Source organism: Gammaproteobacteria bacterium (assembly GCA_013151035.1).
Taxonomy (GTDB): Bacteria; Pseudomonadota; Gammaproteobacteria; order JAADJB01; family JAADJB01; genus JAADJB01.
In genome coordinates, this window is sequence record JAADJB010000023.1 from 49,425 (window position 1) to 72,708 (window position 23,284).

The 23,284-nt window shown below is 48.8% G+C and carries 20 protein-coding genes; 1 reads left to right on the top strand and 19 read right to left on the bottom strand.

Annotated features, from left to right (window positions below):
* Positions 1–59 precede the first annotated feature (59 nt).
* Complete coding sequence (gene secA, locus GXP22_05665; GenBank protein ID NOX08964.1) at positions 60–2,807, bottom strand: preprotein translocase subunit SecA; 2,748 nt, start codon at positions 2,805–2,807, stop codon at positions 60–62.
* Between the two features lie 42 nt (positions 2,808–2,849).
* Entirely contained in the window at positions 2,850–3,782 is a 933-nt protein-coding gene (locus tag GXP22_05670; protein ID NOX08965.1) for a M23 family metallopeptidase, read from the bottom strand.
* Positions 3,783–3,902: 120 nt separating this feature from the next.
* On the opposite strand from GXP22_05670, the gene GXP22_05675 reads away from it, so the two are divergent.
* Positions 3,903–4,355, top strand: a complete 453-nt coding sequence (locus tag GXP22_05675) for a DUF721 domain-containing protein (GenBank protein NOX08966.1) — start codon at positions 3,903–3,905, stop codon at positions 4,353–4,355.
* A gap of 14 nt (positions 4,356–4,369) precedes the next feature.
* Here the strand turns inward: GXP22_05675 and GXP22_05680 are convergent, their stop codons facing one another.
* The 17 genes from GXP22_05680 to mraZ form a co-directional block, all read right to left on the bottom strand.
* Positions 4,370–5,281: a UDP-3-O-acyl-N-acetylglucosamine deacetylase gene (locus tag GXP22_05680; GenBank protein ID NOX08967.1), complete on the bottom strand. Its 912-nt coding sequence runs from the start codon at positions 5,279–5,281 to the stop codon at positions 4,370–4,372.
* Positions 5,282–5,449: 168 nt separating this feature from the next.
* Positions 5,450–6,595, bottom strand: a complete 1,146-nt coding sequence (gene ftsZ, locus GXP22_05685) for a cell division protein FtsZ (GenBank protein ID NOX08968.1) — start codon at positions 6,593–6,595, stop codon at positions 5,450–5,452.
* A 39-nt stretch (positions 6,596–6,634) separates the two neighbouring features.
* Positions 6,635–7,870 carry a cell division protein FtsA gene (ftsA, locus tag GXP22_05690; GenBank protein ID NOX08969.1) on the bottom strand — a complete coding sequence of 412 codons (1,236 nt, stop codon included), beginning with the start codon at positions 7,868–7,870 and terminating at the stop codon, positions 6,635–6,637.
* Entirely contained in the window at positions 7,871–8,665 is a 795-nt protein-coding gene (locus GXP22_05695; protein ID NOX08970.1) for a cell division protein FtsQ/DivIB, read from the bottom strand.
* Between the two features lie 2 nt (positions 8,666–8,667).
* A complete protein-coding gene (locus GXP22_05700; protein ID NOX08971.1) occupies positions 8,668–9,618 on the bottom strand; it encodes a D-alanine--D-alanine ligase in 951 nt (316 codons plus the stop codon).
* Complete coding sequence (gene murB, locus GXP22_05705) at positions 9,618–10,517, bottom strand: UDP-N-acetylmuramate dehydrogenase (GenBank protein NOX08972.1); 900 nt, start codon at positions 10,515–10,517, stop codon at positions 9,618–9,620. The genes GXP22_05700 and murB overlap by 1 nt, the downstream gene beginning before the upstream one ends.
* 1 nt (position 10,518) lies before the next feature.
* Positions 10,519–11,976, bottom strand: coding sequence for a UDP-N-acetylmuramate--L-alanine ligase (gene murC / locus GXP22_05710; protein NOX08973.1), 1,458 nt, complete (start codon positions 11,974–11,976; stop codon positions 10,519–10,521).
* On the bottom strand, positions 11,969–13,066 hold the full coding sequence (gene murG / locus GXP22_05715; protein NOX08974.1) for an undecaprenyldiphospho-muramoylpentapeptide beta-N-acetylglucosaminyltransferase: 1,098 nt from the start codon (positions 13,064–13,066) through the stop codon (positions 11,969–11,971). The genes murC and murG overlap by 8 nt, the downstream gene beginning before the upstream one ends.
* Positions 13,063–14,277, bottom strand: coding sequence for a putative lipid II flippase FtsW (gene ftsW, locus GXP22_05720; GenBank protein NOX08975.1), 1,215 nt, complete (start codon positions 14,275–14,277; stop codon positions 13,063–13,065). Before ftsW ends, murG begins: the two co-directional genes overlap by 4 nt.
* Positions 14,274–15,602, bottom strand: a complete 1,329-nt coding sequence (locus GXP22_05725; GenBank protein NOX08976.1) for a UDP-N-acetylmuramoyl-L-alanine--D-glutamate ligase — start codon at positions 15,600–15,602, stop codon at positions 14,274–14,276. The genes ftsW and GXP22_05725 overlap by 4 nt, the downstream gene beginning before the upstream one ends.
* 24 nt (positions 15,603–15,626) lie before the next feature.
* Positions 15,627–16,709 carry a phospho-N-acetylmuramoyl-pentapeptide-transferase gene (locus tag GXP22_05730; protein ID NOX08977.1) on the bottom strand — a complete coding sequence of 361 codons (1,083 nt, stop codon included), beginning with the start codon at positions 16,707–16,709 and terminating at the stop codon, positions 15,627–15,629.
* A complete protein-coding gene (locus tag GXP22_05735) occupies positions 16,703–18,052 on the bottom strand; it encodes a UDP-N-acetylmuramoyl-tripeptide--D-alanyl-D-alanine ligase (GenBank protein NOX08978.1) in 1,350 nt (449 codons plus the stop codon). The genes GXP22_05730 and GXP22_05735 overlap by 7 nt, the downstream gene beginning before the upstream one ends.
* A 5-nt stretch (positions 18,053–18,057) precedes the next feature.
* Positions 18,058–19,593, bottom strand: a complete 1,536-nt coding sequence (locus GXP22_05740; GenBank protein ID NOX08979.1) for a UDP-N-acetylmuramoyl-L-alanyl-D-glutamate--2,6-diaminopimelate ligase — start codon at positions 19,591–19,593, stop codon at positions 18,058–18,060.
* Positions 19,590–21,308 (bottom strand): penicillin-binding protein 2, encoded by a 1,719-nt coding sequence (locus GXP22_05745; protein NOX08980.1) that lies wholly within the window; start codon positions 21,306–21,308, stop codon positions 19,590–19,592. Before GXP22_05745 ends, GXP22_05740 begins: the two co-directional genes overlap by 4 nt.
* Positions 21,305–21,571 carry a cell division protein FtsL gene (gene ftsL, locus GXP22_05750; protein NOX08981.1) on the bottom strand — a complete coding sequence of 89 codons (267 nt, stop codon included), beginning with the start codon at positions 21,569–21,571 and terminating at the stop codon, positions 21,305–21,307. The genes GXP22_05745 and ftsL overlap by 4 nt, the downstream gene beginning before the upstream one ends.
* Complete coding sequence (rsmH, locus tag GXP22_05755; protein NOX08982.1) at positions 21,568–22,503, bottom strand: 16S rRNA (cytosine(1402)-N(4))-methyltransferase RsmH; 936 nt, start codon at positions 22,501–22,503, stop codon at positions 21,568–21,570. Before rsmH ends, ftsL begins: the two co-directional genes overlap by 4 nt.
* A 4-nt stretch (positions 22,504–22,507) precedes the next feature.
* The gene (mraZ, locus tag GXP22_05760) at positions 22,508–22,960 is read right to left on the bottom strand and encodes a division/cell wall cluster transcriptional repressor MraZ (GenBank protein NOX08983.1); all 453 of its coding nucleotides are present in this window, start codon (positions 22,958–22,960) and stop codon (positions 22,508–22,510) included.
* Positions 22,961–23,284 lie beyond the last annotated feature (324 nt).

Consider the following 23,284-nt stretch of genomic DNA (forward strand, 5'->3'; position numbering starts at 1 on the left):
GGATGTATTCACGGCGTGTCTCTGATAGAGAAGAGCGATTCATGCCTCGGATTAAAAAGTTAACTCAACTTACCATGACACTGCTTATATTTCTTACCCGAACCACAAGGACAAGGGTGATTTCTTCCAACCTTTTTATTTTGTCGCACAAAGGGAGAATGATCCCCCGTATCTTCGGCATCTTCAGCGTCAGGATCGTGAATCTTTGTCGTCTCCGGATTATTAAAATCAGCATGCCGAAAACTCATAGGGGTCTGTTTCGTCCTGCGTTGCTCCATTGCCTGCACATCTTCCTCTGCACGCACCTGCACCTTGGAGATAATTCCCACCACCTCATGCTTGATACGTTCAAGCAGATCGGTGAACATTTCAAATGATTCCTTCTTATATTCCTGCTTGGGATTTTTCTGTGCATAACTACGCAAATGAATACCCTGGCGTAGATAATCCATTGCTGCCAGGTGTTCCTTCCAGCTACCATCCAGCACTTGCAACATCACCGACTTTTCAAAATGGCGCACGACATCACTGCCCGCCTGTGTCTCTTTATCCTTATAGGCATTGACCACCTCATCCAGTATCTTGTTACGCAAGGTCTCTTCATGCAGATTATCATCCTCATCCAGCCACTGCTGAATCGGCATGGGCTGGGCAAAGTCCTGTTCAATCGCCTGTTCCAGGCCTGCAACATCCCACATCTCATCCAGACTACCCGGGGGAATAAAGTTATTAATCAAATGGGTAAGTACATCTGTCCGCATAACATCCACGACATCAGAGACATCATCAGCTGCCATTAACTCATTACGGCGGGTATAGACCACTCGACGCTGATCATTCGCGACATCATCAAACTCCAACAGACTTTTACGGATACCAAAATTCTGTGCCTCAACCTTACGTTGTGCATTCTCAATGGCCTTGGTGACCCATGGATGTTCAATAGCCTCACCCTCTTCCATGCCCAGTTTCTGCATTAACCCGGACATCCTGTCAGAGGCAAAGATGCGCATTAAATTATCGTTTAAGGAAAGATAAAAGCGACTGGATCCAACGTCACCCTGTCGACCTGAACGCCCTCTTAACTGATTATCAACCCGTCTTGATTCATGGCGCTCGGTACCGATAATATGCAACCCGCCTTTTTCCAGCACCAGATTATGCCGTTGCTGCCAGGCATCCCTTATGGCACTTTCCTGTTCAGCAGATATTTCACCAGCACCCTTCAGCTCCTCATCCAGGCTACCACCCAACACGATATCCGTACCTCGACCAGCCATATTGGTCGCAATGGTTATCGCACCAGGCGCACCGGCCTGGGCAACAATATGCGCCTCTCTTTCATGTTGTTTGGCATTCAACACCTCATGTTTAACGCCATCTTTCTGCAACAAACCGGAGAGTAACTCTGATGTTTCAATAGATGCTGTACCAACCAGCACAGGCTGCCCCCGCTGCTGACAATCCTTAACATCATCCTTGATCGCCTGGAACTTTTCCTCGGTCGTCAGGTATACCAGATCCCCGTGGTCAGTACGATTCATACCCTGATGAGTAGGAATCACCAACACTTCTAGACCATAGATTTGTTGAAACTCATAGGCTTCAGTATCAGCCGTACCGGTCATACCTGATAATTTTTTATACAGGCGGAAATAATTCTGGAAGGTGATTGAAGCCAGCGTTTGGTTTTCACTCTGGATCTGCAAACCTTCTTTAGCCTCAAGTGCTTGATGCAGCCCCTCTGACCAGCGTCGACCCGGCATCGTGCGCCCAGTAAACTCATCAACAATCACAATTTGCTGATCCTGAACAATATAATCTACATCTTTATGAAATAACACATGGGCACGCAGAGAGGCCATCACATGATGCATTAAACCCAGATTAGTCGCATCGTACAGACTTTCACCTTCACCAAGAAGTCCTTCATCCATCAACAAATCTTCTACATGTTGATGACCATCTTCACTGAGATGAATCTGCTTATGTTCTTCATCGACGTTATAATCTCCGGCTCCATATTCATCTTCTCCCTCCGCTTTTTCTTCTCGCTTTTCCTGTCGAGTCAACGCAGGAACCAACTGATTAACCTGCGTATACAAATCACCCGCATCATCGGCCGGCCCGGAGATAACCAGTGGCGTGCGCGCCTCATCAATCAGGATGGAATCAACCTCATCAACAACAGCAAAGTGCAAATCTCTTTGCATCTTGTCTTCCAGTCGAAAGGCCATATTGTCACGCAGATAATCAAAACCAAATTCATTATTGGTGCCATAGACAATATCACAGGCATAGGCCGCCTGTTTCTCAGTAGCATCCTGACCCGCAACAATAACGCCCGTTTTCAGCCCAAGGAAATCGTATAAACGCCCCATCCACTCGGCATCACGACTCGCCAAATAATCATTAACGGTAACCACATGAACACCATGCCCCGGCAAGGCATTCAAATAAACAGCCAATGTCGCCACCAGGGTCTTGCCTTCTCCCGTCTTCATCTCGGCTATCTTGCCTTGATGCAGGGCCATACCACCAATCAGCTGCACATCAAAATGACGCATATCCAACACGCGCTTACTGGCCTCACGCACAACAGCAAAGACCTCTGGTAGAAGTATATCCAACTCTTCCCCTGATTCCAGACGAGAACGAAAATCATCCGTTTTCCCCTTTAATGCCTCGTCACTTAAAGCAGCAATGCCTTCTTCCAACGCATTAATCTTATCGACCGTCAGCATCATCTTTTTAATCAGACGATCATTACGACTACCAAATATCTTTTTTATTAATTTACCAAGCATGAATAATACCGAATAATTGTGATTATAACTGCAAGCCTGCCACTACCCGCGCGCACTATTAACATAACGCACAGGATCGACTGTCTTGCCATTCTTTAACACTTCAAAATGAACATGGGGCCCGGTCGAACGACCACTTGACCCCATCAATGCCACACACTGACCTTTCTTGACTGTATCACCAATAACGACCAAATTCTTTTGATTATGAGCGTAACGTGTTACATAGCCATTACCATGATTCACCTCAACCATATTACCGTAACCTGAACGTTGACCAGACCAGGTCACCACACCAGCCGCTACCGTAATAATATCACTCCCCATCTTACCCGCGTAATCAACGCCCTTGTGTATTGCCTGACGACCACTGAAAGGATCGGTGCGTTGACCAAAACGAGAAGATAACCAGCCTTTATTAATCGGCCTACCGCTAGGCATCCCCTGATCCACTAAATTCTGGTTAAGAATCATTGCCTCTAGCACCAATAACTGCTGTTGACGATCATCCATCTGTAGCGATAACTCACGCATGGTGACAATAAAATCCTCAATTGATATGGCCTGCAGATATTCAGCGGTATTAGCACCACCCACTGCGGGCATCTCGGCAAAATTAAATTCCCCATAATCCAGCTGGGCAATCTCAGTGAGATGCTGACCAAAGGCATTCATTCTCACCATCTGTGCCTGTATTTGCCCCAGACGTAATGCCAATGCATCCAGATTAATCTGTGAAACATGCTCCATCTGCGCCAATTCCTGTTGCTGCGCATTGAGCAAGGACTGCCAGTCATTAACCGTAATAAGAGGCTGTTCCTCAGCGACGCGCTGCCCCAGATAATAACCAGAGACAAATAATAGCGTGAATACCAAAGCAATAAGACTAACCATTAACAGGAAGGGGCGTGATTCAGAAAGATTGATACTTCCAGGTCTTCCCTTAACCTTGCTAAAGAGTATGATATCGATCATAGACTGGTTTAATACTCAAATCAGGCGACAGTTAACGACGACGCATTCGTAGCGAAATTATATTAGAAATCAAGCAACTTATCTCTAAAATTCTGCAAAAAAGACGATAAAACAACCACTATGCCCAGTAAACACCCTATTCGTATCCAGCAACTCATTAAAAATGGGCGTTATCCCCAACTCAAACAATTACAACGACAGATAAAACAGTCAGACAATCTCACTGATCTACTGCATGAAATCATCCCGTTTGCCATGCATCAACATTGTCAGGCAGGCATACTGCACGATAAATTACTGGTTATCATCACCAACTCCGCAGCATGGGCAACACGCTTACGCTACCTGACACCACAGATTATCCAGCACATGAAAAAGCGTTATCGTGCACCGATCAACAAGATTCAGGTAAAAATCCGTCCACAAGCCAAAGAACCCCAAAAACCAACCCGACAGGCCACAACCCTATCAAAGGAAAACGCTGAATTACTGAAAAAAACCGCAAATTCTATTCAAGACCCGGAACTCGCTGAGGCATTATTAAAACTATCACGCCTCTCCCCTCATTCCTGACAGACATTAACCCTCTACATCGCTGCGACCGGTTGAACAAACGAGATCGGTGCCAATTCATCATCTTCAAAGGTCACTGATTCCCAGGCATCCTGCTGACACAACAAGGCATTCAATAACTTGTTATTCAGTGTATGACCCGATTTATAACCATGAAATGAACCAATCAGACTATGGCCCAGCAAATAAAGATCGCCAATTGCATCCAAAATCTTGTGTTTCACAAACTCATCACTATAACGCAAGCCATCCTCATTCAGGATACGGTAGTCATCAAGCACGACGGCATTATCCAGACTCCCACCCAAGGCCAACTTGCGTTCGCGTAACTGTTCAATATCATTCATAAAACCAAAGGTGCGAGCACGACTCACTTCACGTACAAAGGAGGTCGTCGAAAAATCAACTTCAGCACACTGCCCACGTCCCTTGAAAACAGGGTGATCGAAATCAATCGTAAAGCCGACCTTAAAACCTTCAAAGGGTCTGAAACAGGCCCATTTGTCGCCATCACTCACTTTGATCTCTTGCTTGATACGGATAAAACGTTTCGCTGCCTTTTGTTCCTCGATTCCAGCTGACTGTATCAGAAAGACAAAGGGCCCGGCACTGCCATCCATAATAGGCACCTCAGGGGCACTTAGATCAATATAGGCATTATCAATACCCAGCCCGGCACAGGCGGATAACAGATGTTCAACGGTAGAAATTTGTACATCACCATTCACAATAGCTGTCGACAGACGTGTATCACCCACGTTTTCGGTCCGCGCCCGAATCTCCACTGGTTCATCCAGATCCGTGCGGCGAAAGACAATCCCTGTATCAACCGCCGCTGGACGCAGTGTCATATATATCTTCTCACCCGTGTGTAAACCCACACCGGTAGCGCGAATAATGTTCTTCAGGGTACGCTGACAAATCATACTATGGGTAATCTCTTTGTAAAACCATCTGGAAATCATTGGCTAAAGCCAAACAATGGCGCGAATTCTACCATTAATCAGGGTAAGAAGCGACCCTGTTGGGTTACGCGATAAATCGCTAACCCAACCTACACAACCAACCATCAACCCAACAAAACCCTGTTAAACTTAATCTGCCTGACGGCGCAAAAAGGCAGGAACATCCAGATAATCAAAATCTTCCTTCTTCATCACTCGAGGTTCTTCCATTTTGGTCGGATTTTTACGAATCATAGTAGGGATATCGTAATCCGTTGCAGCATCCACTGCTGCTGGTTTAACCATCGCAATAACCGGCGCTTCTTCCTGTTGCTTCTGCACATCCCCACCCAGCCCCGTTGCCACAACGGTCACACGAACCTCATCCCCCAGTTCAGGATCAATGGCGGTACCAATCACAATGTTTGCATTAGGAGAGGCAAAGCTCTTAATGGTATCACCCACTGTAGAAAATTCACGCAGCCCTAGATTCGACGCGGTCACATTAACCAGGATGCCACGCGCACCCGTCAGATTTACATTCTCCAGTAGCGGACTGGCCACCGCCGCCTCAGCAGCTTCTCTAGCACGATCAGCGCCTGTAGCCGAACCCGAACCCATCATAGCCATACCCATCTCTGACATCACTGTGCGCACATCAGCAAAATCGACATTCATTTCACCTGGACGGGTAATTAAATCAGCAATACCTTGCACGGCACCCAACAAGACATCATTAGCCTCACCAAATGCTTCCATTAAACCGACATCCTCCGGCAACACATCCAGCAGATTTTCATTCGGTATCGTGATCAGCGAATCCACATGCTGACTCAGCTCAGCAATACCTGCCTCAGCCACCTTCATCCGTTTATCACCCTCAAAACCAAAGGGTTTGGTCACAACAGCAACCGTCAGGATACCAAGCTCTTTTGCCACCTGGGCAACAACAGGTGCAGCACCCGTCCCGGTACCACCACCCATGCCGGCAGTAATAAACAACATATCAGCACCACGGATCACCTCTTCCAGACGATCTCTGTCTTCCATTGCCGCCTTACGACCAACCTCTGGATCAGCACCCGCACCAAGCCCCTTGGTAATATCCGTCCCTAATTGCAAACAAACACCATCACTAATATCCATCATTGCCTGTGCATCAGTATTCGCACAAACAAACTCTACGGCCTCCACATTAGCATTAACCATGTGTTGAACAGCATTACCGCCACCACCACCAACACCGATCACCTTAATCACTGCACCCTGACTATAACTATCGACTAACTCGTACATAACAACCCCTCCAGGCATTATCAAACAACCGTATTCAAATTAAAAATTACCCTGAAACCAACTCTTCATTCTCTCCAGAACCCCCTTGATTCCGGTACCAAAACCACCCCCCACCGGAGGTTTATTACAATGTTCCAATCCGTACTTCAATAAACCAACACCCGTTGCATAAATCGGGTTACGCACCACCTCAACCAGCCCACTAACATCCTGCGGCACACCAAGACGTACTGGCATATGAAATATCTCTTCTGCCAGATCAATCAAACCCTCAATCTTCGAACTACCCCCGGTCAGCACGATACCGGCAGCCACCAAATCCTCAAAACCACTACGCCTCAATTCAGACTGAATCAATATCATCAATTCTTCATAGCGTGGCCCCACCACCTCAACCAGGGTTTGGCGAGCCAGCCGACGCGCAGGCCTGTCACCCACACCGGGCACTTCAATCGTTTCATCGCCTCCGGCCAACTGCGATAACACACAGGAATATTTAATCTTGATCTCTTCCGCAAACTGCGTTGGTGTCCTCAATGCCACAGCAATATCATTCGTCACCTGATCACCCGCCACCGGAATAACAGCGGTATGACGAATAGACCCTCCTGTGAACACAGCAATATCAGTCGTACCACCACCGATGTCCACCAGACACACACCGAGATCTTTTTCATCCTCGGTTAATACTGAATAACTGGAGGCCAACTGTTCTAGAATGATGTCATCAACCTCCAGACCACAACGACGCACACATTTAATAATATTCTGGGCGGCACTCACGGCACCAGTCACCAGGTGTACCTTTGCTTCCATACGTACACCCGACATACCAATGGGCTCACGAATACCTTCCTGACGATCAATAATATATTCCTGCGGCAAGATATGAAGAACACGTTGGTCAGCGGGGATAGCAACGGCACGCGCAGCATCAATGACACGCTCAACATCACCCTGCATCACCTCTTTATCGCGTATCGCGACAATGCCGTGTGAATTCAAACTACGAATATGGCTACCGGCAATCCCGGCATAAACCGAATTAATCTGACACCCCGCCATCAATTCAGCCTCCTCAACAGCGCGCTGAATAGACTTCACGGTCGATTCAATATTAATCACCACACCTTTCTTCAAACCCTGTGACTTGTGTGAACCAATACCAATAATTTCAACATCACCATCAACAGTAATCTCACCGACAATTGCTACAATCTTGGAGGTGCCAATATCGAGACCAACAATCATGTCTTTCTCAGTCTTTTTTGACATTTATAATCTCTCCTGCTGACGACCATTAGCCGCCTGTAAACTCCGATTATCCCAACGTACAGAAAAACCATTGCTATAACGCATATCCACAACATGCCGGCCATATCGTTGCCCGGAAAACACCTGGGGGTACACTTCTACAAAACGCAACAACTGTTGATAAACATCCTTACGCCCCAACCTTAATTCAACACCACTATCCATCCACAAATCCCAGGCACGACGTTTATCCAATACCAAACTCACAATCTTCCGGTCCATACCAGCAATTATTTTTTGCATAGCCTGATACTGCTTCAACACCAGTTTCAATTGCCCATCCGGCCCCTCCAGCACAGGCAAGTTATCCGGTAATAATCCTTGAGGATAAAACAACACACCTTGATCACTGACCAGACCATCGGCACCCCAGCGCGCCAGGGCATGATGTTCCTGCACCTGAATCAACAGGCTATCAGGCCAGATACGTCGCACCGATACACGAGCAACCCAGGGCAACGCCTCAATCCGTTCTTTCAAGGAATCAACATCCACCGAAAAGAAGCTATCACCCAGATGAGGACGCACAACCGCATCAATATCCGTTGTATCCAGCCATAAAAAATCACCTGCCACTTGCACATCCTGCAACGGCAACAATTCAGGATCATGCAAGGCAATCCAGCCCCAGACAAAAACCCCGCCAACCATCGACACTAGTAATGACCAGGATAAATAGCGCAATGACAGCGGCATAACAAAACCGCTCTTCCCACTGTTTCTTTTTGCCTGACCCTGCTTCTTTTTTTTAGCCATGATCAGTTCACCCTCTCTATCGCGTTATCCATAGCGCTCAATAAAATTTTCCACACCAGCTCATCAAACCCCATACCGGTCTGACATGCCGCCATCGGTACCAGACTATGATCGGTCAAGCCAGGCACGGTATTAACCTCGATCAACCAGGGCTGCGCCTGTTTATCCAGCATAAAATCAACCCGCCCCCAACCCTCTGCACCAAGCACCTGAAAGGCCTGTCGGGCGATAACAACTAACAACTGCTCCTGTTGCGGCGGCAAACCACAAGGACATTGATACTCAGTAGAGTCCGACAGATACTTGGCATCAAAATCATAAAACTCATGGGGTGTTAGCAAACGAATCAATGGCAGATTCTCACCCGCTAGAATCGCCAGAGTATATTCATCGCCTTCAACCCAGCACTCCAACAGGATTTCATGGTCATAACGAAACGCCAATAAACAAGCTGTCTCCAGTTCATCTTTATCATTGACCTTGGTCATACCAATACTGGAACCTTCATGTGCCGGCTTGACGATGAGGGGTAGCCCCAGATTATCCACCAGGGCCGATGAATCAATCTCATCACCTTGCTGTAAACGAACAAACTCCGGAGTTGGCAGGCCTTCCGCCATCCATACCTGTTTGCTACGGACTTTATCCATTGCCAGCGCTGAGGCCAGCACATGGCTACCGGTATAAGGGAGACCTAATGTCTCCAGCAAACCCTGTATAACGCCATCCTCACCACCACGCCCATGCAGGGCAATAAAGACCCGTGTAAACGCTTCACCCACCAGGGTCTGCACAAAACCCTGATCAGCACTATCAATAGCATGCGCATCCACCTTTAAACGCAACAACGCATCGAGCACCGCCTGCCCACTCTTTAATGAGATGTCACGCTCCGCTGAACGCCCACCCATCAACACGGCAACCTTACCAGCGCGATCAATATCCTGTGCCATCAACTGCATGAATCACCCACCACATGCACCTCGGGCATCAGGCATATACCATGCACCTGCTCAACCCTTTGCTGAATTTTGTGCATTAATAGCTCAATATCCAGCGCACTTGCATTACCACAATTAATAATAAAATTAGCATGCTTCTCTGACACACAAGCACCACCAATACAAACTCCTTTCATCCCGGCACTATCAATCAATTGTGCCGCATGGTGATGTTCCGGATTACGAAAGACCGAACCACAACTCGGTTGATTAGTCGGCTGACTACTGGAACGCTGCTCTAGCAATTTTTTGATTCGCATTGATGCCTGCTCGGCATCACCAGGAGTCAACAGTAGATCTACCGATACAAACCATTCCTGTGCTGGTCCTCGCACTGAACGGTAGGCCACCGCATATTCATCCGGTAAACGGGTATGCAGATTTCCGGCACGATCAATAGTCTCTACCGACTTCACTCTGTCCCAGGTTTCTCCACCAAAGGCACCCGCATTCATTGCCAGCGCACCACCCATCGTGCCCGGTATACCCGCCAGAAATTCAAGCCCGGTCAACCCCTGCCGTGCGCCTTGTCTCGCCACTACCGCACAACTCGCACCGGCACCTGCGCGCAAGGTATTGTCAGCAACAAAACTCACCTCATTCATAACACCATAAACAGCAATCACGACACCCTGAAAACCACCATCACGAACCAATACATTACTACCCAGCCCCAACCACATGACTGATTCATCTGACGGCAAGCCTTGTAAAAAAACAGCCAGATCCATCTGATCCTGTGGACGATAAAAACACCGTGCCGGCCCACCTACACGCCAACTGGTATGTGCTGACATGGGTTCATTCAGTAACAACTCACCCTGCAAATTTTTACTCTCCGCTACTATCATTTCATTGCACCCCAGGCTGTTCACAGCTTTCAACAAACCCGGCGGCCATGACACCGATATTCCCCGCGCCCATAACCAACAACAGATCCTGATCCTGCAACAGATCCTGCAACACCGCTGGCACATCATCAACCGCTTCAACAAATACCGGATCAACAGCACCGCGCATCCGTATTGCACGACACAATGAACGTCCGTCAGCACCCGCAATCGGCACCTCACCGGCAGCGTATACCTCGGTCAATATCAATACATCTATAACCGATAAAACCTGTGCAAAATCTTCAAATAATTCACGCGTACGGGTATAACGATGGGGTTGAAATACCGTCACAATACGTCGTTCAGGCCAACCCTCACGCACCGCCTGCAAGGTGGCAGACAACTCACGGGGATGATGCGCATAGTCATCAATCATCAAGACCTTGCGCTGTCCCGAAAGAGTCAATTCACCATTCATTTGAAAACGTCGGCTGATACCGGAAAAACGACTTAATCCACGCTGAATAGCCGCATCTGACACACCCAGTTCAAGCGCAATACTGACTGCCGCCAGGGCATTCAGCACATTATGATTACCGGGCAGGTTCAACTTAACCGGAATACGATGATCATCATGGCTACGCAATACCGTAAAGTACATACAGGCACCTTGCTGACGGATATCTATCGCACGCAGATCGGCATCCTCATGTTCAATACCATAGGTATGAACAGGCCGCGTCACCTGAGGCAACACCTCTTGCACTCCGACATCATCCAGACACATCACTGCCAGACCATAAAAGGGAAGATGATGTAAAAACTCAACAAAGGTCTGACGCAGACGACCATAATCACCCTCATAGGTCTCCAGATGATCGGCATCAATATTGGTGATTACCGCTAATACGGGCTGCAAATAAAGGAAGGAGGCATCACTCTCATCCGCTTCTGCAACCAGATATTTGCCGGTGCCCAGACGCGCATGACTGGCAATACTGTTCAAGCGACCACCAATAACAAAGGTCGGATCCAGGTCACCTTCTGCCAACAAACTGGCAACCAGACTGGTTGTTGTCGTCTTGCCATGTGTACCGGCGACCGCAATGCCGTAACGGAAACGCATCAACTCCGCCAACATCTCCGCCCGAGGCACAACCGGTATACGCCGTTCATGTGCCGCTTGTAGCTCCGGGTTATCCTCATTAATAGCGCTGGATACCACCACCACATCACTATTACAGACATTCTCACCAGCATGTCCCATAAACACCTGGGCACCGAGCTGTTGTAGATGCTGAATAACCGAATTACTGCGCAGATCCGAACCCGTCACCCGGTAGCCAAGATTGAGTAACACCTCGGCAATGCCGCTCATACCCGCACCACCAATGCCGACAAAATGAACACAACGCGTACGTCCCATGGCATCGGCAATCACCGGACTTAGCGAGTCATTCAAGGTTTCATTACCCATTCAGCACCTCCCCGCCCAGCGAGCTGTTCTGCAAACAGACCGCAGCAATATTCTGTGTTGCCTGTAACTGTGCCAGCGACCTTGCCACACAAGCCATATTCACCAAAGCGGTTCGATCGGCAATAAAATCCGTCAACAGCTCGACAACCGTATCCACCTGAAAATCAGTCTGTGATAACAGAATGGCAGCACCTTCGTCACTTAAATAATGGGCATTCGCGCTTTGATGATCATCCACGGCATAGGGATAAGGCACCAGAATTGATGCCACACCCACCGCCGCCAACTCAGCAATAGTCAAGGCACCTGCTCGACATACCACCACATCCGCCCACGCATAGGCGGCCGCCATATCATCAATAAAGGCATCAAGCTGCACCTCCAGCCCCTGTTTATGGTAGGCCTGTTGTGCCTCAACCAAACCACGACGACCAGCCTGATGTCGCACCTCACAGGCACATTGCTTAAACACCTTTGGCATAAGCTCATTCAAGACCTGTGCGCCCAGACTGCCGCCCAGAACCAAAACCCGCAACAGACCACTACGCTGTACCAATCGTTGCTGCGGTGGAGCAATCGCACTAATATCCGCACGCACAGGATTACCTAGACACAAGGTCTTTCTTGATGCCCGCAAACTTCCGGGGAAGGCCTCCAGCGCACGCGTTGCCAAGGGTCTCAACCAACGATTAGTCAGACCAGCAATACGGTTTTGCTCATGGATAACCAGCGGGTAACGCATCAACCATGCCATCAAGCCACCGGGGCCAGAGACAAACCCACCCATACCCAGCACCACGCGCGGACGTGTTTTATGTAGAATTCTTGCCGCCTCGATCAACGCCTTGAACAAAATAAAAGGCGCTATCAACATCTTGAAGATACCTTTACCACGCAGACCAGATACATTAATCCAGTGCATCGGTATATTGGCCTGGGTAACAATGCCTGCCTCCATACCCTGGTGCGTCCCCATCCAGATCACCGGCACACCCAAACCCATCAACTCATGGGCAACTGCCAGCGCAGGAAACACATGTCCACCCGTACCACCTGCCATAATCAAAACCGGAGCATCACAATGTTTCATGTTCTTCTCCTGCGTCGCCGTACTGAGGGTTTTTTACTACCGGAACCCATGTTATCAAGACAACAACGCGTCTCATAATCAATACGCAGCAAGATAGCAATAGCCGCGCTCATCACAATCAGACTGCTACCACCGTAACTCATTAATGGCAGTGTTAAACCCTTGGTTGGCAAAATCCCCATGTTGACACCCATGTTGATCACACTCTGCACCCCGATCCATACACCAATCCCGTAAGCCAGATAGCATGAGAAAACATCGCCCGCTTTTCTTGCAACCAGCGCGATTGAAAAGGCGCGCCAGACAATAAAGGCATACAAGGCAATAAGCACCAGCACACCCAACAATCCCATCTCTTCAGCATACACAGCAAAGACAAAATCGGTATGCGCCTCAGGCAAATAAAACAGCTTCTGAATACTGCCACCCAGACCAACACCAAACCACTCACCCCGGCCAATCGCGATCAGTGACTGGGTTAATTGAAAGCCGGTATCGAAAGGATCAGCCCAGGGATCAAGAAAACCCATAAAACGTCGCATACGATAAGGCGAAAATATCACCAGTAATGTCAGAACAGCCCCGACCAACATCAACAAGGCACCCATAAACGGCAGCCGCACACCGGCAAGAAATATCATACTGATCACAGCAGCCAGCAATACCACCGTGGCACCAAAATCAGGCTCCATAATCAATAAAGCACAAGCCATTATTAATACCGCCATTGGCTTAATAAAACCCTGTAGGCTAGCTCGTACTTCATCTTCCTTGCGTACCAGATAACCTGCCAGATAGACCAGCAAAAATAAACGTGCCGGCTCGGACACCTGTAGACTAAACAAGCCCATATTCATCCAGCGTTGACTACCATTAACCTCACGCCCGATACCCGGCACCAGCACCAATAGCAACAGACCCAGGGCAATAAATAAAAACGCCCGGTCATGTTTAAACCAGAAGGACATCCGCAGACGTAATACCGCAGCTCCAACCATCAGACCCAGCACAGCAAACACCGCCTGCCTGGAAAAATAAAACCAGGGTTGTCCGACATGACGTTCCGAGATAGCCAATGAAGCCGATGCCACCATAACCACACCCAGGGTCAACAATGTAATCGCCACCAACAGCAAACGACAATCCAGCTGTGGACAACGCGCACCACTCGCAGTATCAAAAACAAACCGGCGTAGCAGGCGATCAATCATGCCAATACACCTCGTACTGTTGTCACAAAGTCCTGGCCCCGTTCTTCATAACCGCTATACATATCAAAACTAGCGCAGGCAGGAGATAACAGCACGCCATCCCCAGGCTGAGCCAGATCATTGGCACAACGAACCGCCTCTTGCATATCATTGACCCGAATAACCTTGACCACACTACCTAGTGCCGTTTCAATCAAGCCAGCATCCTCACCCATCAACAACAGCACGCGTACTTTATTCTTAACCACCTCACGCAAGGGTGAAAAATCAGCACCCTTGGCCTGACCACCGGCAATCAATAACAGCGGGCAATCCAGACCCTGTAGCGCAGCACGCGTCGCACCCACATTAGTGCCTTTGGAATCATCAAACCAACGCACACCATTACACTCGGCAACCCATTGAGTACGGTGTGGCAAACCACGAAAGTCACGCAACACCTGCACCATTGCCTCTCGTTGCAAACCCACCACAACACCCAGTGCCAGCGCTGCCAAGGCATTACTTATATTATGGCGACCAGGCATGCGTAACTCAGACACGGCTAACCAGAGTTCCTGACCCTGACATAAATATTCAACACCCTCCCTGTCACACAGACCAAAGTCATTCCCTTGTGGCTCACTCAAGCCATAGCTAATAACCGATTGTCGCACTGCCAGCCTGGCTTCATCACGATTAACCACACAGGCCTGTGCATGCTGATACACCTTATCCTTGACCGCACAATATTGTGCATAGGATTCATAACGATCCAGATGGTCAGGGCTAACATTCAACACCACAGCAACCCTTGGTGATAACGATGTCAGCGTTTCCAGTTGAAAACTCGATAGCTCCAGCACAAATAATTCAGCATCTGCATCCGCCAACAGATCCAGCACTGGCACACCCAGGTTACCGCCCACCTGTACCTGACAACCAGAGACACGCGCCATCTCACCCAGCAAGGTCGTTACCGTGCTCTTGCCGTTAGACCCGGTAATTGCCACAACAGGTGCCTGCACCTCACGTGCAAACAATTCCACATCACCGATAACCTCAATACCCTGCGCCTGTGCCGCCACAATCATTGGATGATTCATTGCCACACCCGGACTAACAATAATACGTTCTGCACAATGGAAGGCATCAGCATCAAAACCACCAGGAAACACAGCGACATCCGGGAAATCACACTCCAGTGTCTTTAGAGCGGGTGGCTGTGTACGGGTATCCGTTACTGCCAACAGATCACCTTGTGCCGACAAATAACGCACACACGACAAACCCGTCACACCCAGACCAACGATCAAGGTGTGACGTTCATGTTGTGACACGTTCATTTGTTTACACTGTTTCATGTTCCCTTACCGAAGCTTTAATGTTGCCAAACCAGCTAACACTAGAATGACTGTTATTATCCAGAAACGAACAATGACCCGAGGTTCCGGCCAGCCCTTTAATTCAAAATGATGATGCAATGGCGCCATACGAAAGATCCTGCGCCCGGTCAGACGAAATGAAATCACCTGCAAAATAACAGAGACCGTCTCCATCACAAAAATTCCACCCATCAGGAAAAAAACCAATTCCTGACGCACCAGCACAGCCACCGTACCCAGTGCCGCACCTAATGCCAGCGCACCTACATCGCCCATAAAAACCTGAGCAGGGTAGGTGTTAAACCATAAGAAACCCAGACCAGCACCGATGATGGCACCACAAAATACAGCCACCTCACCCGCCTCACTGACATACGGTATGGCAAGATAATTAGCAATCGTAAAATGCCCCGTCACATAGGCAAAGATCGCCAAACCACCCGCCACCATGACGGTGGGCAGAATAGCCAGACCATCCAGACCATCCGTTAAATTAACGGCATTACTGGAACCCACGATGACAAAATAACTGAGCGGTATATACCACCAGCCAAGATCGATCACGATGTCCTTGAAGAAGGGAACAATTAACTGCGTCTCTGCTGGAGAATGTGCCGTGGCATAAAGAAACCACACTGTCCCCAGCGCACACAGTGATTGCCAAAAATATTTATAACGAGCAGACAGTCCACGCGAATCCTTTAATACGATCTTGCGATAATCATCAACCCAGCCAATAACACCAAAGGCAAGAGTAACCACCAATACAACCCAGATATAACGATTACTGAGATCCGCCCAAAGCAATGTCGACAAGGCAATCGCAACAATAATCAATGCCCCGCCCATCGTCGGCGTACCCGCCTTTTTAAGATGTGTTTGTGGGCCATCCTCACGTATCTGCTGACCTATCTGCTTCATACTCAAATGACGAATCACGCCCGGCCCCACCCACAACGAAATCAACAAGGCAGTCAACACACCCAGGATAATGCGCAAGGTTAGATACTGGAACACGTTAAAACCACTGTGATATTGAGTCAGATATTCTGCCAACAGAACTAACATGCCACACCACCCTGTGACTGCATCAACCCATCCACAATCCGCTCCATATTCATGCAACGTGAACCCTTGACCAATACTGTCGTATTCGCCGCGTCAAGCACCTGTAAGGCATCAAGCAAGGTATCCTGTGAATCAAAACCTCGACCACCATCACCAAAACCAGCTGCGGCATATTGCGCCATCTCACCCAGCGCATAAAGATAATCAACCCCCATGCTGCGTGCCTGCACACCTGCCAATCGATGCAGTTCAGCAGTATTCTTACCTAGTTCACCCATATCACCCAGAATCAGGTAATGTTGGCCCGGACGTTGCGCAAGAACATCAAGACCGGCTTGTAAAGAGGCTGGGTTCGCATTATAAGTATCGTCAATAACAATCAAACCATCGTCACGTACCTTTAACTCCTGACGATGGGGAACACCAGCAAAACCTTGTAAACCTTGGCGTACATTTTCCAGTGACACACCGGCCGCAATACTTACCGCAGTCGCTGCCAGCGCATTCATAACATTATGCTTACCGGATAATGACAACACTATTTCAGTACAGCCCAATGGCGTCTGTAAATTTAATACGCAACCATTACCACTTGAAGTCCACTGTGCAGATACATCCGCATCCCGATCCAGGGCAAAATCAATCTGCTGATAATCTGTAGCCAGATCCCGCCATTGCTGTGCATAGACATCATCCGCATTAATAACAGCGATACCTTGTTCAGATAAACCAGAGAATATTTCTCCCTTGGCTAACGCGACCCCGTCAAGACTACCGAAACCTTCCAGATGCGCAGCGGCCACATTGTTAATCAAGGCGATAGTCGGCTCAGCAACCTTTGTTAACGCCGCAATCTCACCCGCATGATTGGCACCCATCTCCACCACCGCTGCACGATGCTCCGTTGCCAGACGCAATAATGTTAGCGGGACACCAATCTCATTATTCAGATTCCCCTGCGTTGCCAACACCGGCCCCTGTTGAGCCAGGATAGCCGCAATCATTTCCTTTACCGTAGTTTTGCCATTACTCCCGGTTACCGCGATAACAGGAATTGAAAACTCCCGGCGCCAGTGCTTTGCTAATTGCGTCAACGCAAGCTGGGTATCTACAACCTTTAACAAAGGTAGATCTGTTGCCACTTCACGTTGCACCACCGCCGCAACGGCACCTTCATGCTGTGCTGCGGCAATATAATCATGACCATCAAAATTGGGGCCATGCAGAGCAACAAACAAATTATCCTGCTGTAGAGAACGACTATTGATGCTCACACCATTAAACATAGCATCCTGCCCAACAAGCCGAGCATCCAGCACCTGCGCAGTCGTTGTCAGCGCCATTGAAATCATTGCGCATCGCCTTGTAGATAATATAATACCTGCTCTCTGTCACTAAACCTCAACTGCTTACCGGCAATGACCTGCTCAGTCTCATGTCCCTTGCCGGCTACCAATATCACATCACCCTTGCTGGCACAGGAGATAGCATACTCAATAGCATGAGCGCGCCCCCTTTCCACATAAACATCATCGGCATGCTCCATCTGCGACAGGATATCCACCACGATCTGAGTGGCATCCTCGTTACGCGGGTTGTCATCAGTGACGACGACATAATCGGCATACTTTTCAGCAACCTGCCCCATTAAAGGACGTTTACCCGTATCACGATCACCACCGGCACCAAACACACACCACAACTTACCACGACAATGTTCACGTAATGCCTTTAAGGCAGCCTCCAGTGCACCCGGGGTATGCGCATAATCAACCACTACCAGTGCCTGTTCACCGCCACCAAATTGCTCCATACGCCCAGCAACTGTTGTCACATTGGCAAGACACGCCAACGCTTGCTCAAAACCCACACCCCTAATCAACAATACAGATAAAGTTGCCAATAGATTGCTGACATTAAAGCGTCCCAGCAAACAGGTATGAAGGTCACCTTGTCCCCAACTGCTATCAATATAGATCGTCATACCACTCGTACCCATCGTCACTATATCCGCCCATACCCATTGCAATACGGGACGAGAGATAACCTTCAGGCGATCAGGATTCATGCCATAAACAATGACCGCCGTCGACGATGAAACATCCTCGACCAGGGCCTGTCCCAGTTCATCATCCAGGTTCAGCACCACATGAGACAGCCCTGGCGTTTGAAACAAAGATCGTTTGGCATCCGCATAGGCCTTCATGTCACCATGAAAATCAAGATGATCCCGACCCAGATTAGTCAATACCGCGATATCAAAACTCACTCCGTTAACCCGACCCTGAGACAAGGCGTGTGAAGACACCTCCATCACCACCATCTGACTCTTCTGCGCCCTGATCTCAGCTAGTTCCCACTGCAGACGCAAGGCATCTGGAGTGGTATGTTGACCACGGAATAAACGCCCATACAAACCGTAACCCAGGGTTCCAACCAAACCACAAACACCTTCAAGAAGATGGATGGATTGCGCAATAAAATGACTACAAGAGGTCTTGCCATCGGTACCAGTAATGCCCACGGTCATCATGTCAGCCGAGGGCTGGCGATAAAAACGAGCAGCGATTAGACCCATACGCTTATTCAGCTCATACACCGGGATACAAGGCACACCAATATCCTGCATTGTTACCTGCTCTTCCGCTGGACTCATCACCTCCAATAGAACGGCGACCGCACCGGCCTGTATCGCATCAGCAACAAACACACTACCATGCACCTGATAACCGGCACAGGCCAGAAACAGATCACCCTTTTGCACGGTTCGACTATCCAGACTGAGACCGGTAATAACCCGATCAACGTCAACAGTTGCACTGACCAGATCCGGTAATAATTCAGACAAACTCATGGATACCATTGATGCGCTGGCAGTCATCATACGGCACCCCCATTACCAACAGCATGCTGGCTCTGCATAATAGATAAATCATCCGGGTTAATATTCAATAAACGCAAGGCACCCGACAGGGTATTGGCAAAAACAGGTGCCGCCACTTTGCCGCCATAATATCCACCGACACTAGGCTCATTAATCATCACCGCCATAACCAGCCTGGGATCTGAAGCGGGTACCATCCCGGCAAATACCGAAAGATAACGATGATCTGCATAACCACCCGCTATTGATTTCTTCATGGTACCGGTCTTGCCAGCCACACGATAACCGGCAATACGCGCCCGTTTGGCTGTACCACCAGGACCCACTACCGTCTCCAGCATGCGTACGATTTTCTGCGCAATCTGTGTCGTCAATACTTGTTGTGCGGCAACCGGTTCATCAACCCGCAACAGAGAAATCGGACGCAAAGCACCCTTACTCGCCAATACGCTATAGGCATGCGCCAGTTGCAATGGAGTAACCGATAAACCATAACCATAGGAAAGGGTCGCCTTACCCAGATCACCCCAACGTTGCGGGTCAGGCAGAATGCCTGCCACCTCACCAGGGAAAGAACTGGCGGTAACATTACCAAAGCCAATACGCTGTAACACCGACCAGATATCATCAGCTTCCAGTGATAAGGCAATCTTGCTAATACCCACATTACTCGACTTGGTTAATATGCTGGTGACATTCAACAGGCCAAAATTACGTACATCACGTATTGTTTTGACCCCTAACTGATAGATACCCGGGGTCGTATCAATCGGTGTATTGGCATCATAATTACCCGATTCCAGAGCACTTGCCACGATAAAGGGTTTAACCGTTGAACCCGGTTCAAACACATCGGTAACAGATCGATTACGCATCGCCTGAGGTCGAAAATTACGCCGATTATTGGGATTAAAACTGGGTTGGTTGACCATCGCCAATACCTCACCCGTGTTTGCATCCAGCACCACAGCAGAACCTGAAAGCGCCTTATGTTTATCAACTGCTGCTTTTAATTCACGGTAAGCCAGGTATTGAATGCGGCGATCAATGCTTAATATCAGATCCTTGCCAGGATGTGCCACACGAATACCATCAACATCTCTCACCACATGCCGACGACCATCCTGAACCACTCGCTTCAAACCCGGTTCACCCGTCAACCATTCATCAAATGCCAGCTCCAGTCCTTCCTGCCCATGATCATCAATATCGGTAAAACCCAACACATGAGCAAACACCTCACCACCCGGATAATAACGGTGATACTCTCGCTGCAAAGAGATGCCCGGAATATGCAATTGTCGCACCCGATCTGCCATCTCCGGCTTCATCTGACGCTTCAAATAAACAAATTCACGCCCCTTACGCGATAGTAAAAAATGCTGTAGCTCATCACCATCCAGGCCCAAAACAGCAGCCAACGGTTCGATACTCTCACGATCCAATGACATCTCGCGGGGATTTGCCCAGACCGAATCAACCGGTGTGCTCACTGCCAGCGGGTCACCATTACGATCCAGAATCATACCGCGATGGGCAGGAATCGCAACCACGCGCAAATGGCGTGCATCACCCTGATCCTGCAAGAAGTCCTGCCGTAATACCTGTAGATCAATAGCACGCCATACCAGCGATGAAAAAGCCGCAGCCGTCAAAAGAAACAGCACATAAGTCCGCCACCGGTATTCATTAACCTGGCCCTGAACACGGCTCATGGCTGCACCATACGAATACTATTCAAGGCAGGAACACGCATATCCAGTTGACGTCTGGCAAAGCGTTCAATACGCCCATGCGTGGCATAGGTGCTTTGTTCGATCTGTAACTGCCCCCATTCAACATTCATTTCATCGCGTGTGATCTCAAGGCGTTGCATCTCGGAAAATAAATTGCGGCTTTCATGGCGCACATAAATAACCGCTAAGGCGGAGACCAACACCAATACAAACAGAATACCCAGCGTGCTATTACGACTCATACCACACACTCCGCAACCCGCAAAATAGCACTGCGGGATCGAGGGTTCTCAGCCAGCTCCTGTGCCGAGGCACGAATAGCTTTACCACAGAGGCGCAAACGAATACCCTCAGGACCACCCATTACCGGCAAACCATGAGGAATCGGTTTACCCTTGCTTTCCTTACGCATAAAACGTTTTACGATACGATCTTCCAGAGAATGAAAGCTGATAACAACAACACGCCCACCGCTAGCCAACACATCCATCAAACCTTCCAGTGCCTGTGAAATATCATCCAGCTCCTGATTGATGAAGATACGTATCGCCTGAAAGGTGCGGGTAGCCGGATGTTTGTGTCGATCATGCACCGGCATCGCCTCACTAATTAGCTTGGAGAACTGCAAGGTACGCAGGATGGGGGTCTCCTCCCGGGTCTCATCAACCGCATGTGCAATGCGCTTACCGAAACGTTCCTCACCATAGGTCTTGAATACATGGGTCATCTCGGTAACGCTGGCCACAGCCAACCAGTCAGCCGCACTCATACCCGAATCCGGGTCCATACGCATATCAAGCGGGCCATCCTGCATAAAACTAAAACCACGCTCAGGGTCATCCAACTGCGGTGAGGAGACACCAAGATCGAGGAGCACCCCGTTGATCTTGCCTGCCAGCCCCAAATCCTTAATCAGTTGTCCCAACATGACAAACGTACCCTGCTCAATATGGAAACGAGGATCATCACCAAAACGATCCTGAGCGACCCGTACCGCCTGTGGATCTTTATCCACCGCGATCAAACGACCATTGGGCCCCAGGCGATTCAGAATCTCTGCAGCATGACCACCACGACCAAAGGTACCATCCAGATAGATACCATCCGCCTGTATATTCAAGCCTTCCAGCACTTCATCAAGCAGCACCGGATAATGAGAAAGTGTTGTCTCCATCGGCCTAGAGACTCAGGTTATCTAACGCGTCGGGGAGATCTTTATCATCCTGATGGTCATTCTTCCAATCCTCACATTCCTGATCCAGCATTGCCTCATTAAAGATTTCGAACTTATTACCTTGACCCAGTAACTCAACCCGCTTGTCCAGCTTGGCAAACAGGCGCAGGCGCGGAGCTATAAGAATGCGCCCCTGCCCATCCATCTCAACCTCGGTGGCATAACCCAGCATCATGCGTTGCAATTGACGAACCCGACGATCCTGATTAGGTAGCATTGTGATCTTACGCTCAATTTCCTGCCATTCGGGATAGGGATATAACAACAGACAGCCGTCTTTTTGCACACTCAACACCATACGACCCTGACAATGCTCAACCAGCATTGCACGGTAGCGTGTTGGTAACGCCAAACGACCTTTCGCATCAAGATTGATGCTACTTCCCCCTAAAAACAAAACAGCCCCCTCTAACGCTTATTATTCCCACTAATTACCACTAATCTCCACATTTCATCCACTATAGTCAGCAATTCCCCTTTTTGCAAGGGAAAGACAGGGTAAAAACAGGAATTCTTTCTTTTAGTACAGGGGCTTAGCGCATATTCCTATAAAAACACAAGGAATTAAAAATAGGAAATAAAAAGGGAATCATAGACTTGCGGAAACAAGCTGTTGTAGCAGATTAACTGAGGATAAATATGGATTCCCACGCAGGAGCATGGGAACCAGGGGGCAACATTGTCTCTCGTTCCCATGCTCTGCGTGGGAATGCATACCACC